The organism is Streptomyces sp. Edi4 (assembly GCF_040253615.1).
Classification (GTDB): Bacteria; Actinomycetota; Actinomycetes; order Streptomycetales; family Streptomycetaceae; genus Streptomyces.
The window spans coordinates 1,445,088-1,461,238 of record NZ_JBEJGY010000004.1 but is presented as its reverse complement, the minus strand read 5'-3'; the positions used below and the strand labels follow the sequence as shown (position 1 = coordinate 1,461,238).

The window sequence follows — 16,151 nt, the reverse complement described above, 5'->3', positions numbered from 1 at the left end:
CCGGTGAGACATGCGTGTCTCACCGGGGCTAGAGTTGTCTCATGACCGTGGACCGAGACCAGGTGCTCCGCACCGCCGCAGCCCTCCTCACCCGCAAAGCGACCGCCACCATGGACGAGGTCGCCCGCGCCGCCGGCATCGGCCGGGCCACCCTGCACCGCCACTTCGCGGGCCGGGAGGCGCTGGTCAGAGCGCTGGAGGAGCTGGGCATCCGGGAGCTGGAGGGCGCCCTGGACGCCGCCCGTCTGGAGGAGGGCCCGGCGACGGACGCACTGCGCCGGATGGTCGCGGAGGTCGAACCCGTCGCGGGCCTGCTCGCCTTCCTCGTCACCGAGAACCAGCTCTTCGAGGGCGAGGAGATGAACGCGGGCTGGGCCCGCATCGACACCCGGGTCTCCGCGCTCTTCCGGCGCGGCCAGGAGCGGGGCGAGTTCCGCATCGACCTCACGCCCGCCTGGCTCACCGAGGCGCTGTACGGGCTGATCGGCGCCGGGGCCTGGGGCGTGCAGGACGGCCGGGTCGCCGCCAAGGACTTCCAGTACATGATCGTCGAGTTGCTGCTCGGCGGTGTACGGCGGAGCGTGGAGAAGTGACCGCGACCCAAGCCCGCCCGCCCCAGGCCGTCGGCCCCACGGGCCGCTGGCTCGCGCTGGCGGTACTCGTCCTGGCCGTCCTGCTCGTCGCCGTCGATGCGACCGTGCTCGGCCTCGCCACGCCCTTCCTGAGCGAGGACCTGAAGCCGTCCGGCACCCAGCTGCTGTGGATCGGCGACGTCTACTCGTTCGTCATCGCCGGGCTCCTGGTCTCCATGGGCAGCCTCGGTGACCGCATCGGCCGCAAGAAACTCCTGCTCTGCGGCGCGGTGGCCTTCGGCGCGGTGTCCGTGCTCAACGCCTACGCGTCGAGCCCAGAGATGATGATCGTGGCCCGGGCGCTGCTCGGCGTCGCGGGCGCGACCCTCATGCCCTCCACGCTCGCCCTGATCCGCAACATCTTCCACGACCCCAGGGAGCGCAGCCTCGCCATCGGCATCTGGGGAGCCGCCGCCTCCGCCGGCACTGCGGTCGGGCCGGTCGTCGGCGGATTCCTCCTGGAGAACTACTGGTGGGGCTCGGTCTTCCTCATCAACCTGCCGGTCATGGCCGTCCTCGTCCTGGTCGGCATCAAGCTGCTGCCCGAGTCCCGCGACCCCGCCCCGGGGCCCTGGGACCTCATCAGCGTCGGGCTCTCCCTGGTCGGCGTGGTCGCGGTCGTGTACGCGGTGAAGGAGGCCGCGGTCAACGGGTTCCGCTGGGACATCCTGGCCTCGGCGGTCCTCGGCATCGCCGCGCTGGTCTGGTTCGTACGGCGCCAGCGCCGGCTCGACTCGCCGCTCCTGGACATCCGCCTCTTCCACCACCGGGGCTTCTCCGGGGCCGTCCTGGCCGACCTGCTGACCATCCTGGGCCTCTCGGGCCTTGTCTTCTTCCTCTCCCAGTTCCTCCAACTGGTCCAGGGACGCTCGCCGTTGGAGGCCGGGCTCATCGAACTGCCCGCCGCCGTCGGCGCGGTGGGGTCGGGGCTCGCGGCCGGTCCCATCGCCCGGCGGACCTCGGTGCGAGCCGCGGTGTCGGGCGGTCTCGCGGCCGTCGGTGTCGCCCTCGCCGCCTGCGTCCTGCTCGGCGCGGACACGGACATCGTCTCGCTCGGCATCGCCCTGTTCGTGGGCGGTCTCGGCGCGGGTCTCGCCTTCACGGTGACGGCGGACGTCATCCTCTCCAGCGTCCCCAAGGAGCAGGCGGGCGCGGCGTCGGCGGTCTCCGAGACGGCGTACGAACTGGGCGCGGCCCTGGGCATCGCGCTGCTCGGCTCGGTGGTGACCGGGATCTACCGGGGCTTCGAGGTGCCGTCCGGGGTGCCCGCCGATGTCGCGGCCGAGGCCCACGATTCGCTCGGCGGGGCGGTCGAGGCGGCGGTACGGCTGCCGGGCGATCAGGCGCGCGCGGTCCTGGCATCGGCCAAGGACGCGTTCACGCAGGGGTTCCAGACGGCGGCGGGGGTGGGGGCGGTGGTGCTGTTCGCCACGGCGACGGTGGCGTTCTTCCTGCTCCGGGGCCAGCGCCTGCCCGAAAGCCCCGAGCACCACTGACCCTGCCGGGGGCTGAGCGGGGCGCCTCTCGCGGGTGCCCTGCCTGCGTGCGCTGCCGTTTGCGGGTGCCGGGCGTACGTGCTGACAGGGGCGCGGGGAACTGCGCGACCGGCCACGACGGATCCGCACCCGAACGATCCGCACCCGAACGATCCGCCCCCAGGACGCCGTGCACGTCAAAGCGCGGACCGCGAAGGGCTGGTCGCGCAGTTCCCCGCGCCCCTGACGGGGCCGCCCCGGGCCGTGCGAGGGTTCGGCGGGGCCGGGGCGCGCGCAGGGCGGAATCTGCCCGGGCCGGGGCGGTAGAGCTACGCCGCCTTCGCCTTGGTGGCGTACATGTCGACGTACTCCTGCCCGGACAACCGCATGACCTCGGCCATCACCGAGTCCGTGACGGCCCGCAGGACATAGCGGTCCCGGTCCATGCCCTCGTAGCGCGAGAACTCCATCGGCTCACCGAAGCGCACCGTCACCTTGCCGGGGCGCGGCATCCCCGCACCGCCCGGCTGGAGCTTGTCCGTGCCGATCATCGCGAAGGGGACGACCGGCGCGCCCGTCATCAGCGTCAGCCGCGCCACGCCCGTACGGCCGCGGTAGAGACGGCCGTCGGGGGAGCGGGTGCCCTCCGGGTAGATGCCGAACATCTGGCCGTTCTCCAGGACGCGGCGGCCGGTCATCAGCGCCGCGACACCACCGTTCGCGCCGTCCCGGTCGACCGGGATCATGCCGACGCCGGTGAAGAACCAGGCCATCAGGCGGCCCTTGAGCCCCTTGCCCGTGACGTACTCGTCCTTGCCGATGAAGGAGACCTGCCGGTCGCACACGATGGGCAGCACGATCGAGTCGATGAACGTCACGTGGTTGCCGGCGAGGATGACTGGACCGGTGCCCGGGATGTTCTCGGCGCCTTCCACCTGTGGGCGGAACATCAGGCGCATGATCGGTCCGAGCACTGCCTTGATGAGCGCGAAGCGGGACAACGGGCCCTCCGGGGTCGTCTGGGTGGATGTCGGTTGTCTGTGCAGGTGAGGACGATACTCGCGGCGCACGTCCGATCGCACATCGGGTTCACGCAGTGGATACGCGTTCTTGACGCGTGTTCGCGCCGGATTTGGTCCTCATTCACCCCCGAGTACCCCGTAAACATCCCGCTCTTCAGCTCGGTCCGCCTACGCTCGTGCCTCCCGGCGGGCAGCCGCGGGACAGGTGCGACACCAGTGGCATCCAGACGAAGGAGAGTTCATGAGTGAGGGTGAGCGGATGAGCCCCGGACGGCGCGCCGTGCTCGGTGCGGCGGGCGTGGCGGGCGCGGCCGTGTTCGGCTCGGCTGCCGTCGGCCTGACGGCCGGGGAGGCCGAGGCCGCGCCGCGACGGGGAGGCGGCCCGGCCGGATACCGCGACCTGCCCGTCCCGTACGTCATCGGGCACCGGGGCACCGCCGGATACCGGCCCGAGCACACCTTCGGCTCCTACCAGCACGCCCTCGACCTCGGCGCCCACGTCATCGAGCAGGACCTGGTCCCCACCAAGGACGGGCATCTGGTGTGCCGTCACGAGAACGACATATCGGCCACCACCGACGTCTCCGCGCACCCCGAGTTCGCGTCCCGCAAGACCACCAAGAGCATCGACGGGACCGCCGTCACCGGATGGTTCACCGAGGACTTCACTCTCGCCGAGCTCAAGACGCTGCGCGCCAAGGAGCGCATCCCGGGCAACCGGCAGCACAACACGCTCTACGACGGCCGCTGGGACGTGCCCACGTTCGAGGAGGTGCTGCGCTGGGCCGAGGATCAGGGGCGCCGTCTGGGCCGCCGGATATGGCTGCACTCCGAGACCAAGCACCCCACCTACTTCCGGGGCATCGGACTGCCCCTGGAGAACCGGCTCGCGACGCTGCTGCGCCGCTACGGCCGCCACCGCGCCGACTCCCCGCAGTTCCTTGAGTCCTTCGAGCCCAGCAGCATCCAGCGCCTGTCGAAGCTGGTGGACACCCCCGCCGTGGTGCTGCTGTCCAACGCCGGCACCAAGCCCTGGGACTTCGTCGTCAGCGGCGATCCGCGCACGGTGGACGACCTGGTCAAGCCGGCGGGCCTGCGGTGGATCGCCTCCTACGCCCAGGGCATAGGACCCACCCTCGACCTGATCATCCCCAAGGACGCGGACGGAAAGCTGACCCGGCCGACCACCCTCGTCCGTGACGCGCACGCCCAGGGCCTGATCCTGCACCCCTACACGATGCGCGACGAGAACACCTTCCTGCCCGCCGAGTACCGGCGCGGCAGCGACCCCAACGCCTACGGCGACGCGTTCGGTGCCTTCAGGACGTACTTCGCGACCGGCATCGACGCGGTGTTCTCCGACAACGCCGACACCGCGCTTCTCGCGGCGGCCGACTTCAGGGGACGCTGAGCTCCGCCCCGTACGAGTGACAAGTGTCCGCCGGGGAAACCGGCTTCCCCGGCGGGCGCGTCCCGCCCGGCATGGATCTCGTCACAGAGCTCAGCCCGCTCCTCGCCGCCGAAGCGGCGGCCGAGGCCTGCGGTACCGGTGTCGACGCCGCCGATCTCGAACAGGCCGTCTGGCTGCGGCTGTTGGAGCGCCGGCCGTCGGACCTGCCGCTCCCGGCACGCTGGGTGCGCAGCGCCGTACGGGCCGAGGCGCGCCGGGCCCGCCGGCTGCGGCGCCAGGAGAGTCCCTACGCCGGTGAGCGCGCGCCCGATCCGGGCCCGGGGCCCGAACTGGCCGCGCTCAGCGCCGAACGGCGGCGTGTCCTGCGCGCGGCGATCGCCCGCACGCCGGGCAGCTGCCCCCGTCTGCTCACCGCGCTGCTCTCACCGAAGGACCCCACCTACCGGGAAATCGCAGGGGAGTTGGATATCTCACAGGGCAGCCTGGGGCCGACGCGTTCCCGTTGCCTGGGATGCCTGCGCAGAATGCTGGCGGCGGAGGTTGCCGCTCCTGAACGTGGGGGAAAGGAGCGGTAGCCCGGTAGAACACCGGGGACCAGTTGAGCGAGAGGCATGCGCACATGGGCATGAGCGTGACCATCTCTGCGGCCGGCGCACAGGATGCCGAGCAGATACTGAAGCTGCAATACCTGTGCTACCAGAGCGAGGCCGAACTCTACGGCGACTACTCGATCGAGCCCCTGACGCAGACCCTTGAGGAGCTGCGCGGTGAACTCTCCACGGGATACGCCCTGGTGGCCCGGCTCGGCGACGAGGTGGTGGCCTCGGTGCGGGGCCGGGTGGACGCGTCGGGCACCGGCCGCATCGGAAAGCTCATCGTCCATCCCCGGATGCAGCGGCACGGTCTGGGCGGCCGGCTCCTGAGCGCCATCGAGGCCCACTTCGCCGCGGAGTTCGCCGCCAAGCGCTTCCAGCTCCTCACCGGCCACCGCAGCGAGTCGAACCTGCGGCTGTACCGCAGGCACGGTTACGCGACCGTCGCCACGGAGCCCGTGAGCGCGCGGCTCTCCCTGATCACCCTCGAAAAGGCCGCGGCGGCTCAGGAGTTCGTGGCCAGCGCCTAGCTATGGGCGCTTGGCGCGCCTGAGCCACAGCATGCCGAGGACCGGCAGGATCACCGGGATGAAGAGGTAGCCCATGCCGTAGTCGGACCAGACCGTCTTGTCGGGGAAGGCCGAGGCGTCCACCAGCGTCCAGGTGCCGACGATCAGGACGAACAGGAGCTCCGCCGCGCAGCACACCAGGGCCGCGCGGCGGGCCCGCTCCCCGCCGCGCACCAGCGAGTACGTGATGAAGCCGTACACGCAGGCCGCGATCGCGGACAGTACGTACGCCAGCGGCGCCCTGCCGAAGTCCAGGACCGACTGGACGATCGAACGGGACGCGGCGGCCACGGTGAACACCCCGTAGAACCAGACGAGCACCCGGCCGGGCCCGGTGCCGATCTTCTCGGCGGGCGTGGTGTCGTCGGCGGGCGTGATGTCAGTGGCGGACTCGGTCACGGTCAGCCTCCCCAGATGTCGTAGAGACGCACTTCGAGCACGGCGAGCACCACGGCGCCCGCCGACACCGTCACCGAGCCCCACTTGGTCCGCTCGGACAGCGAGAGGAAACCCGCCGCCGGGACGGCCGCGAACGCTCCGGCCAGATACGCGATGAAGATCGCGACACCCTGTTCGGGCCGCTCGCCCCGGCCGAGCTCCACCAGGCCGACGACCAGCTGGGCCAGCGCCAGGACGGCGACCACGGCCATGCCGATGAAGTGCCAGTCCTTGGTGGCCTGGTCCCGGTATGCGGCATATCCGCACCAGGCGGCGAGGGCGAGCGCGGCGGCGGCGACCGCGACCGTCAGGGCATCGAGCATGGGGTCGAGGGTATTACGGTCCGAAAGGCCCGATGCGCTCACCCCCGCCGGGCGAGGAGCGTGGCACCGCCACCGTCGCGGCACGGGGGCGAGGCGGTCCGGGCGATCGTGGCCTTGACCACAGCGCCCCCGGCCGATGTGCCCGGATGGGCTGCGGTCGCCGTCGCATCCCCGGCCGTGTCCGCGCAGGTCACAGCGGGTGGCGTTGGGGTAGGCGCGGCGGAGGGAGTCCGTCCGTATTGCCGTCCAGGCGTGTCCGCTATTCGGACATCTCCCAGGGGCGCCGGGCCGGTTCTGCTTTACTTGCCGACATGACCACGACGAGCAGCCGCACCCTTGCGACCGAGGCGAAGATGACGCCCGGTGCTCGTTGTATGTGTCGAATGTGCGCCTTCTGAGGGCCCCCGCCTGAGCCTCGCGCCCCGAAGCGAGACCACGACGGCCGCGCCCGGTTCCGTACCCGATCCCACGGACCCGGCCTGCCCCGCGCACACCGCGCCCCCGGTATCCACCGCGGGGGCCGAGCCGCGCCCCGAACACGTTTGCCCCGTGCCCGGCATACCCCGCGCCGCGCACTCGACAGTGACGGAAATCCTGTGATCACCACAACGGGCCTGACCAAGGTCTACCAGTCGCGCGGACGAGATGTCACCGCGCTCGACGGCGTCGACCTGCACGTCCGCGAGGGCGAGGTGTACGGCGTCATCGGCCAGAGCGGCGCCGGCAAGTCCTCTCTCATCCGCTGCGTCAACCTCCTGGAGCGCCCCACGTCGGGCACCGTGAGCGTCGACGGCGTCGACCTCACCGCGCTCGCCGGGCGCGGCCGCCGGGCCGGCAAGGACCTGCGCCGGGCCCGCTCCCGCATCGGCATGGTCTTCCAGCACTTCAACCTGCTGTCCTCGCGCACCGTGCGGGACAACGTCGAGCTGCCCCTGGAAATCCTCGGAATCTCCGGCGCCGAGCGCACCCGCAAGGCCCTGGAACTGCTCGACCTGGTCGGCCTCGCCGACAAGGCCAAGGCCCACCCCGCCCAGCTCTCCGGCGGCCAGAAGCAGCGCGTCGGCATCGCCCGCGCCCTGGCCGGCGACCCCAAGGTGCTGCTCTCCGACGAGGCGACCAGCGCGCTCGACCCCGAGACCACCCGCTCGATCCTCCAGCTCCTGCGCGACCTCAACCAGCAGCTCGGCCTCACCGTCCTGCTCATCACGCACGAGATGGACGTCGTCAAGACGGTCTGCGACTCGGCCGCGCTGATGCGCGAGGGACGGATCATCGAGTCCGGCACGGTGAGCGAACTGCTGGCGACGCCCGGCTCCGAACTCGCCGCCGAACTGTTCCCGGTGACCGGCGCCGCCACCGGCCCCGAACGCACCGTCATCGACGTCACCTTCCACGGCGAGGCCGCCACCCAGCCGGTCATCTCGCAGCTGTCGCGGACGTACAACATCGACATCTCGATCCTCGGCGCCGCGATGGACACCGTCGCCGGCAAGCAGATCGGCCGGATGCGGATCGAACTGCCAGGGCGTTACGAGGAGAACGTCGTCCCCGTCGGCTTCCTGCGCGAGCAGGGCCTCCAGGTGGACGTCGTGGACGACAGCGCCGAGGCCGAGGCCCAGACGGCCGGTCTCGTGAAGGAAGGTGCCAAGTGACCTGGTCGGAGATGCAGCCGCTGCTGTCGCAGGGCACGTACGACAGCCTCTACATGGTGCTGTGGGCGACCGTCGTCACCATCGCGGCCGGCCTGCCGCTCGGCGTGCTGCTCGTCCTCACCGACAAGGGCGGACTGCTCCAGAACCGCCCGGTGAACAAGGTCGTCGGCGTGATCGTGAACATCGGCCGCTCGCTGCCCTTCATCATCCTGCTGATCGCCCTGATCCCGTTCACCACCTGGGCCGTCGGCACGTTCATCGGTCCGAGCGCGATGATCGTGCCGCTCTCCATCGGCGCCATCCCGTTCTTCGCGCGTCTGGTGGAGACCGCCGTGCGCGAGGTCGACCACGGGCTCGTGGAGGCCGCGCAGTCCATGGGCGGCGGCATCCCCACCATCGTGTGGAAGGTGCTGCTCCCGCAGGCGCTGCCCTCGCTCGTCTCGGCGGCCACCACCACCGTGATCACGCTGGTCGGCTACTCCGCGCTCGCCGGCGCGGTCGGCGGCGGCGGACTCGGCTCGGTCGCCATCACCTACGGCTACCAGCGCTTCGAGACCACCTTCATGCTCATCACGGTCGCCGTCCTGATCGTGATCGTCACCGTGGTCCAGCTGCTCGGCGACGGCATCGGGCGCCTGCTCGCCCGCCGCGGCCGGGCCTCCTGAACCCCCCTTGAGAAAAGCGGCCCGCACTCCTTGTCCGGGCGTCACACCGCACCACCGGAAAGAGGCACTTTTCGTGCGTAAGAACACCAAGATCACCGCTGCCGCCCTCGCCACCGCCGCGCTCGCCGTCGGCCTCACCGCCTGCGGCTCCTCCTCCGACCCCAAGCCGGCCGGCAAGGCCGACGAGTCCAAGGCGCTGGTCGTCGCGGCGTCCCCGACCCCGCACGCCGACATCCTCAAGTTCGTCAAGGACAACCTGGCCGCCAAGGCCGGACTGAAGCTGGAGGTGAAGGAGTTCACCGACTACGTCCTGCCCAACACCGCCACCGAGCAGGGCCAGGTCGACGCCAACTTCTTCCAGCACAAGCCCTACCTGGACGACTTCAACAAGAAGAACGGCACCCACATCGTGCCCGTCGTCGACGTGGAGCTTGAACCGCTCGGCCTCTACTCGCACAAGGTCAAGTCGCTCAAGGACCTTGCCGCCGGCCAGACCGTCGCCGTCCCCAACGACACCACCAACGAGGGCCGCGCGCTCCAACTGCTCGCGTCCAACGGCCTGATCACCCTCAAGGACGGCGTCGGCTCCGGCGCCAAGCTCTCCGACATCAAGGACAGCAAGGGCCTGAAGTTCAAGGAGCTGGAGGCCGCCACGCTGCCCCGCGCCCTCAATAACGTGGACGCCGCCGTCATCAACGGCAACTACGCCATCGAGGCGAACCTCAAGCCCGCCAAGGACGCCCTCGCCCTGGAGAAGGCCGAAGGCAACCCCTACGCCAACTTCCTCGCCGTCAAGAAGGGCAACGAGAACGACCCGCGCATCCAGAAGCTCGCCAAGCTCCTGAACTCCGACGAGGTCAAGAAGTTCATCACCGACAAGTACGCGGGCTCCGTCGTCCCCGCGTTCGGTCCCGCCAAGTAGCCCTGCCCGTACGGCAGGACGAAGGTCCCGGACACCGCGTCAGGTGTCCGGGACCTTCGTCGTCACCGCCACCCGGCCATGCGCGCCGAGGTCCCCATGCTGCATGCTGTGCCTTTACGGTCCTCACAGGTTGACGGGCCACGCGGCCCCCGGGGCCGGCGCGGTCCCCAAGGCGGTCCACGGCATGGAGCGGCACATGACTACCCACCTTCCGGTGTTCCCGGACATCTCCATCAGCACGGACCGGCTGGTGCTGCGCCCCTTCGAGGACGCCGACGGCTCCGCGCTCATCGAGATGATGAACGACGAGCAGGTGGTCGCCTGGACCGCGGTGCCCCACCCCTACACCGCGCGCGACGCCGACGACTGGGTCCGCCACATCGCCCCGCGCGAGCGCTTGGAGGGCCGGGGAATCGTTCTGGCGGTCACCGAGTTCCTGACCCAGCGCCTGGTGGGCATCGTCCACCTCCAGCACACCAACTGGCGCACCCTGGCCACCGAGGTCGGCTATGTGGTGGCGCCCTGGGCCCGCGGCGAGGGCTACGCCACCGAGGCCGTGCTCGCCACGGCCCAATGGCTCTTCAGGGACCAGCGGTTCGAGCGCCTGGAACTGCGCACCGCCGCCGACAACACCGCCTCCCAGCAGGTCGCCCAGAAGATCGGCTGCGTCAGCGAGGGAGTCCTGCGCAACGCCTGGATAGCGCGTACGCAGACGGAGGACGGCGGCTGGACGGACATCCGCACCGACCTCATCGTCTGGAGCCTGCTCCCCGAAGACCTCGACGGCGTCGCCGACCAGCTCACGGAGGCCGGATACGCCTCCTACCCCGACTGGAACTGATCCGGGGCCGGCGGCCGCTCCCCTTTCCGGAGCTACCCTCAAGTCCGTACCCGGCGCACCCGCCGCCCGACCTGCCACCCCTGGAGTCTGACGAAGATGGCCGACCGCGTCACGGTGATCGGCTGGGACGGCTCGCCCCTCACCCCCGCGGCCACCTCCGCCCTGACCGCCGCGACCCTGGTCGCCGGCGCCGCCCACCACCTCTCGCTCCCCGAAGTGCCCGCGGGCGCCGAACGCATCCGGCTCGGCAGCGTGAGCCTGGCCGCCCGGCGCATCGCGGGGCACCGGGGGAGCGCGGTCGTCCTCGCCGACGGCGACCCCGGGTTCTTCGGCGTCCTGCGCACCCTCAGGGACCCCGAGCACGGCCTTGAGGTCGAGGTCGTGCCGGCCGTCTCCGCCGTCGCCGGAGCCTTCGCCCGGGCCGGCATGCCCTGGGACGACGCCCGGATCGTCGTCGCCCACCCCCGCACCCTGCGCCGCGCCGTCAACGTCTGCCGCGCCCACCCCAAGGTCGCCGTCCTCACCTCGCCGGGCGCGGGACCCGCCGAACTCGCGCTGCTCCTCGAAGGCGTCCACCGCACCTTCGTCATCTGCGAGGAACTGGGCAGCGACCGTGAACAGGTCACCGTCCTCACCTCCGAGAGCGCCGCCGACCACGCCTGGCGCGACCCCAACGTCGTCATCGTCCTGGGCGGCGGCCCGGCGGGCGAAGGCGAGGGCTGGCTCGCGGGACCCGCCCCCGGCTACCCCTCGGCGCCGCGCGGCTGGGCGCTGCCGGCCCGCGAGTACGACGCCGGCCTCGGCACCGGTGAAACCGCCGAGCTGCGCGCCGCCCAACTCGCCAGGCTCGGGCCCAGGGTCGGCGACCTCGTGTGGGACATCGGCTGCGGCAGCGGCGCCCTGTCGGTGGAGGCGGCGCGGTTCGGCGCCGCGGTGATAGCCGTCGACGAGGACGCGGGGGCCTGCTCGCGCGCCGAGTCCACCGCCCGCCGCTTCGGCGTGCAGCTCCAGGTGGTCAGGGGCCGGGCCCCGCACATCCTGGAGACGCTGCCCGAGCCCGACGTCGTACGGATCGGGGGCGGCGGGGCCGGCGTGGTGGAGGCGTGCGCCGACCGCAGGCCCGAGCGCATCGTCACGCATGCCTCGACACGGGACGAGGCGGAGGCCGTGGGAGCCGTTTTGAGCGCCGGCGGATACGACGTCGAGTGCGCGCTCCTCCAATCGGTCGACCTCGACACGCGTGCCTGGTCGGAGCGCGAACGCTCGGTCGCCTTCCTGCTCTGCGGACGGCGAAAAGAAAGATCCCTGTGACGGTCGCGGCGCGTCGCAAAGGGTAGGCTGGCCGATCGTTGTACCGCACCCGGCCGTTCGCGGCGCCGCTCGCCAAGGGCCGGACAGGGGAACCGATTGGGGGACCCGTGGTCGGTACGGCACATCCGGGGGACGCGCAACGTGGCGCAGCCCACACGGTCCGTGGCCGAGACTGACCGCCACGGCGGCGAAGGCCCGCGACAATGCATGGTGTCGTTGACACCCGCGGGCCGTTCGCAACCGCGCGGCGCACACGTCCTGAGCGACGGGTGCCGCGAGCCGAGCGTGTGTGGTCCCGGGCGCAGGCCGAAGGAGCACTACAGATGGGCGAGGGGTACGCATGACTGACACCGGCCAGGTCCCGGGCGAGGGACTGCCGGAGAACGCAGGCATGGTGGAACAGCCGGGCGTCCCCGCTCCCGGCGCCTACACCTTCCTCGACCCCTCCGACAACGCGGCGACCGCCATGGACGACGACGACCTCCTCCTGATGCCCGGCGCCCAAGGTGCCTGGATCGACCCGCAGTCGGCGGCCGCCGCTGCCCCTGTCGCCGCCCCGGCGCCGCCCGCTCCCGGCCCGTCACCGGAGCCCGGCGCGCACGAGACCGGCGGCCGCGACACGGGCTCGGTCGACCTCGGCGGCGCCCGCGCCGCGCAGGCGCCCGCGAACCCCACTCCGCCACCGGCCCGTCGCCCCCTGCACCTCGGCCCCCAGGTGCCGGACACCTCCTCCGGCGTCGTACGCTCCCTCGCCGACCGGGGCCCGGCCGGCGCCCCCGCGAACCCGATGCCCGTCCGGACGCAGGGGCCGCCCACCGTCGGCCCCGAGTACCTGGACGTCCCGCGTGAGGAAGCCGCTCCGCAGCCTCCGGCGCCCCAGCCCGGGCACGTGCAGCCGGGGGGAGGCATGGCATGGACGCCTCAGCAGCGTTCCGCGCCGCAGACGTCACTCAACACGCCCGTGGCCCCTGCAGAAACGGTCGTCCCGGAGGGCGCCGAAGCGCACGCGGCGGTTCAGACCGTACCGGCCCAGGCATCGTCGCAGGCGGCCCCGCACATGGCGCAGCCCGCGCCGATGCTCCTGGTCGACCAGCTCGTGGCGCAACAGGGCGGACAGCCGCAACAGGGTGGACAGCCGCAGCCGGTGGGCCAGTTCGTGCCCGTGGAGGGCTCGGTCCCGACCGGACCGCACCTCGCGCCCGCGCAGGACGCGCCCGCGCAGGACGCGCCCGCGCAGGACGCGCCCGCGCAGGACGCGCCCGCGCAGGACGCGCCCGCGCAGGACGCGCCCGCGCAGGACGCGCCCGCGCAGGACGCGCCCGCGCAGGACGCGCCCGCGCAGGACGCGCCCGCGCAGGACGCGCCCGCGCAGGACGCGCCCGCGCAGGACGCGCCCGCGCAGGACGCGCCCGCGCAGGACGCGCCCGCGCCCGAGGTGGGCAGCGCGCAGGAGGTGCCGCAGCCGGCACCCGAGGCCGTCGCTGTGGTCGCGCAGCCGGAGCCGGCCGCCGCGGCCGAGCCCGTGGCTCCGGACGCCGCCGCGCCCGTGACGCCCGAACCGGCCGTGGCCGAGCCCGCCGCCGAGCCCGTCGCGCCCGCCCCCGAGGCGTCGGCCGCCGCGACGCAGGTTGCGCATGCGGGGGCCGCCGAGCAGACCCAGGCTCCGCAGGCCGTTGCCGAATCCGCCGTGGCCGGACCCGCCGCGCCTGATGCGGTCGTGTCCGATGCGGTCGCGCCGGAGGCCATCGGGCCCGAATCCGCCGCGCCCGCATCCGTCGCACCTGAGGCGGTCGCTCCCCAACCCGTCGTCGCCCAGCCCGTCGTGGCCGAGGCCGTCATGCCGGAGCCCGCCGCGCCCGAGCCCGCCGCGCCCGAGGCCGCCGAGTCCGCGCCCGCCGCGCCCGACGCGGTCGTCGCGCCGCTGCCCACCGAGTCCCAGGCGGCCGGACCCCAGGCAGCCGAAGCTCAGACGGCCCAGCCGCTTCCCGCCGAGCCGGCCGTGACCGAGCCCGTCGTCGAGCCGGCCGTCGCCGAGGCGGGCTCGGTCACGGCCGCGCCCGCCGCCGAGCCCGCGCCCGCCGCCGAGCCCGCGCCCGCCGCCGAGCCCGCGCCGGTCGCGGTCGCGCCGGACCAGGCGCCCACGCATGTCGCCGTCCCCGTGCCGCAGATCGTGGCCGAGGAGCAGGTCCCGGGACAGCCCGGCGTCCCCGAGGCGGCGGCCGCCGCCGTCGCGCCCGAGCCCGTCCAGGCATCCGAGCAGGTCCAGGCCCCCGAACCCGTGCAGGCCCCCGAGCCCGTCCTCGTACCGCGGCAGGACCAGGGCGCGGCCCAGCCCGCCGGACCGGTCCAGGAGGTCGCCCCGGCGGCGCCGGTGGCCGAGGCCGTCGCCGCGCCGGTGACTCCTGAAACGGCCGCCGCGCCGCGGCCGGTCGAGACTCCGGAAGCGGTCGTGCCGGCCGCCGGGGAGGCGGAGGCGTCCGAGCGGGCCGATGAGGTGGCCGAAGTCCTGGAGCAGGGACCCGCCGCGCCCGGGTACGACGACGCCGAGCGGGAGGCCGTCCTGCGCGTCATGCGTGAGCGCCGCGACATCCGCAACGGCTTCCGCTCCGACCCCATCCCGCACGAGGTGCTGCTGCGCGTCCTCGAGGCGGCCCACACCGCGCCCAGCGTCGGGCACTCCCAGCCCTGGGACTTCGTGGTGATCCGGTCCGCCGAGACCAGGCGCACCATGCACGAACTGGCCGAGCGCCAGCGCGAGGCCTACGCCAAGTCGCTGCCCAAGGGCCGGGCCAAGCAGTTCAAGGAACTGAAGATCGAGGCCATCCTCGAAACCCCGGTGAACATCGTGGTCACCGCGGACCCGACGCGTGGCGGCAGGCACACCCTGGGCCGCTACACGCAGCCGCAGATGGCCCCGTATTCCTCGGCGCTCGCCGTCGAGAACCTGTGGCTCGCCGCCCGCGCCGAAGGCCTCGGTGTCGGCTGGGTCTCCTTCTTCGACGAGCGCGAGATGGTCCGCGCCCTCGGCCTGCCCGAGCACCTGGAGGTCGTCGCCTACCTGTGCGTCGGCTACGTGGACGAGTTCCCGGACGAGCCCGAGCTGATGCAGGCCGGCTGGTCCAAGCGCCGCCCGCTGTCGTGGGTCGTGCACGAGGAGACGTACGGCCGGCGCGCGCTGCCCGGCGAGGACCCGCACGACCTCCTTCAGGAGACCATCGCCGGGATCCGCCCGCTCGACGCCAAGGCGCTCGGCGAGGCCTGGGAGCGGCAGAAGCGGATGACCAAGCCTGCGGGCGCGCTCGGCATGCTGGAGATCATCTCCGCGCAGCTGTCCGGGCTGTCGCGCAAGTGCCCGCCGCCGATCCCCGAGCCGGCCGCCGTCGCGATCTTCGCCGGTGACCACGGGGTGCACGCGCAGGGCGTCACCCCCTGGCCCCAGGAAGTCACCGGCCAGATGGTCGCCAACTTCCTCGGCGGCGGCGCGGTCTGCAACGCCTTCGCCGGCCAGGTGGGCGCCGAGGTCTGCGTGATCGACGTGGGCGTGGCCAGTGAACTGCCGGCCACCCCCGGCCTGTTGCCCCGCAAGGTGCGCCCGGGTACGGGCGACATGACGGCCGGGCCCGCCATGACCCGCGAGGAGGCGATCGCCGCCATCGAGGTCGGCATCGAGACCGCCCGCGACCTGGTGGCGGCCGGCAACAAGGCGCTCCTGACCGGTGAGATGGGCATCGCCAACACCACCGTGTCCGCCGCCCTCATCTCGCTCTACACGGGCGTCGACCCGGTGGAGGTGACCGGACGCGGAACCGGCATCAACGACGAGACGCACGCCCGCAAGGTCGATGTCGTGCGCCGTGCCCTGGAACTGCACCGGCCCGACCCGGCCGACCCGATCGGCGTCCTCGCCGCGATCGGTGGTCTGGAGCACGCGGCCCTGGTCGGTTTCCTGCTCGGTGGCGCGTCGCTGCGTACGCCGGTGATCCTCGACGGCGTCAGCACGGGAGCGGCCGCCCTGGTCGCCCGCGCGATCGCCCCCGAGGTGCTGTCCGCCTGCATCGCCGGACACCGCAGCGCCGAGCCCGGGCATGTGGCCGCCCTCAACAAGCTGGGCCTTCGCCCGCTGGTCGACCTGGACCTGCGCCTCGGTGAGGGCACCGGTGCGCTGCTCGCCCTGCCCCTGGTGCAGAGCGCGGCCCGCGCCATGCACGAGGTCGCCACGTTCGACTCGGCGGGCGTCACCGAGAAGTAGTCCGTACGCGTCGGCGGGGGCCGGGGCAGGCGACCCCGGCCCCCGCCG

The 16,151-nt window shown here is 72.7% G+C and carries 14 protein-coding genes; 11 read left to right on the top strand and 3 right to left on the bottom strand.

Features of this window, described 5'->3' with window-relative positions; all coding sequences use genetic code 11:
* Positions 1-41: 41 nt before the first annotated feature.
* Entirely contained in the window at positions 42-593 is a 552-nt protein-coding gene (locus ABR738_RS08650) for a TetR/AcrR family transcriptional regulator (protein ID WP_350229385.1), read from the top strand.
* Entirely contained in the window at positions 590-2,128 is a 1,539-nt protein-coding gene (locus tag ABR738_RS08645) for an MFS transporter (RefSeq protein WP_350229384.1), read from the top strand. Before ABR738_RS08650 ends, ABR738_RS08645 begins: the two co-directional genes overlap by 4 nt.
* A 308-nt stretch (positions 2,129-2,436) precedes the next feature.
* Here the strand turns inward: ABR738_RS08645 and ABR738_RS08640 are convergent, their stop codons facing one another.
* Positions 2,437-3,057 (bottom strand): lysophospholipid acyltransferase family protein, encoded by a 621-nt coding sequence (locus ABR738_RS08640; protein WP_246033685.1) that lies wholly within the window; start codon positions 3,055-3,057, stop codon positions 2,437-2,439.
* A gap of 313 nt (positions 3,058-3,370) precedes the next feature.
* Between ABR738_RS08640 and ABR738_RS08635 the strand changes: the two genes are divergently transcribed.
* The 3 genes from ABR738_RS08635 to ABR738_RS08625 are packed head-to-tail and all read left to right on the top strand — an operon-like array spanning position 3,371 to position 5,663.
* Entirely contained in the window at positions 3,371-4,540 is a 1,170-nt protein-coding gene (locus ABR738_RS08635) for a glycerophosphodiester phosphodiesterase (protein ID WP_350229383.1), read from the top strand.
* A 23-nt stretch (positions 4,541-4,563) separates the two neighbouring features.
* Positions 4,564-5,115 (top strand): sigma-70 RNA polymerase sigma factor region 4 domain-containing protein, encoded by a 552-nt coding sequence (locus ABR738_RS08630; protein WP_502964052.1) that lies wholly within the window; start codon positions 4,564-4,566, stop codon positions 5,113-5,115.
* 44 nt (positions 5,116-5,159) lie between these two features.
* Positions 5,160-5,663 (top strand): GNAT family N-acetyltransferase, encoded by a 504-nt coding sequence (locus tag ABR738_RS08625; protein ID WP_350234482.1) that lies wholly within the window; start codon positions 5,160-5,162, stop codon positions 5,661-5,663.
* Here the strand turns inward: ABR738_RS08625 and ABR738_RS08620 are convergent, their stop codons facing one another.
* Positions 5,664-6,101 carry a hypothetical protein gene (locus tag ABR738_RS08620; RefSeq protein WP_350229382.1) on the bottom strand — a complete coding sequence of 146 codons (438 nt, stop codon included), beginning with the start codon at positions 6,099-6,101 and terminating at the stop codon, positions 5,664-5,666.
* Positions 6,102-6,103: 2 nt separating this feature from the next.
* Complete coding sequence (locus ABR738_RS08615) at positions 6,104-6,463, bottom strand: hypothetical protein (RefSeq protein WP_350229381.1); 360 nt, start codon at positions 6,461-6,463, stop codon at positions 6,104-6,106.
* 596 nt (positions 6,464-7,059) lie between these two features.
* Between ABR738_RS08615 and ABR738_RS08610 the strand changes: the two genes are divergently transcribed.
* The 6 genes from ABR738_RS08610 (at position 7,060) to cobT (ending at position 16,103) form a co-directional block, all read left to right on the top strand.
* Complete coding sequence (locus ABR738_RS08610) at positions 7,060-8,115, top strand: methionine ABC transporter ATP-binding protein (protein WP_350229380.1); 1,056 nt, start codon at positions 7,060-7,062, stop codon at positions 8,113-8,115.
* Positions 8,112-8,780, top strand: coding sequence for a methionine ABC transporter permease (locus tag ABR738_RS08605; protein ID WP_350229379.1), 669 nt, complete (start codon positions 8,112-8,114; stop codon positions 8,778-8,780). Before ABR738_RS08610 ends, ABR738_RS08605 begins: the two co-directional genes overlap by 4 nt.
* Positions 8,781-8,853: 73 nt before the next feature.
* Positions 8,854-9,702 (top strand): MetQ/NlpA family ABC transporter substrate-binding protein, encoded by an 849-nt coding sequence (locus ABR738_RS08600; RefSeq protein WP_350229378.1) that lies wholly within the window; start codon positions 8,854-8,856, stop codon positions 9,700-9,702.
* A gap of 184 nt (positions 9,703-9,886) precedes the next feature.
* Positions 9,887-10,543 carry a GNAT family N-acetyltransferase gene (locus ABR738_RS08595; RefSeq protein ID WP_350229377.1) on the top strand — a complete coding sequence of 219 codons (657 nt, stop codon included), beginning with the start codon at positions 9,887-9,889 and terminating at the stop codon, positions 10,541-10,543.
* A 96-nt stretch (positions 10,544-10,639) separates the two neighbouring features.
* Positions 10,640-11,854, top strand: coding sequence for a precorrin-6y C5,15-methyltransferase (decarboxylating) subunit CbiE (gene cbiE, locus ABR738_RS08590; protein ID WP_350229376.1), 1,215 nt, complete (start codon positions 10,640-10,642; stop codon positions 11,852-11,854).
* Between the two features lie 340 nt (positions 11,855-12,194).
* On the top strand, positions 12,195-16,103 hold the full coding sequence (gene cobT / locus ABR738_RS08585) for a nicotinate-nucleotide--dimethylbenzimidazole phosphoribosyltransferase (RefSeq protein ID WP_350229375.1): 3,909 nt from the start codon (positions 12,195-12,197) through the stop codon (positions 16,101-16,103).
* Positions 16,104-16,151 lie beyond the last annotated feature (48 nt).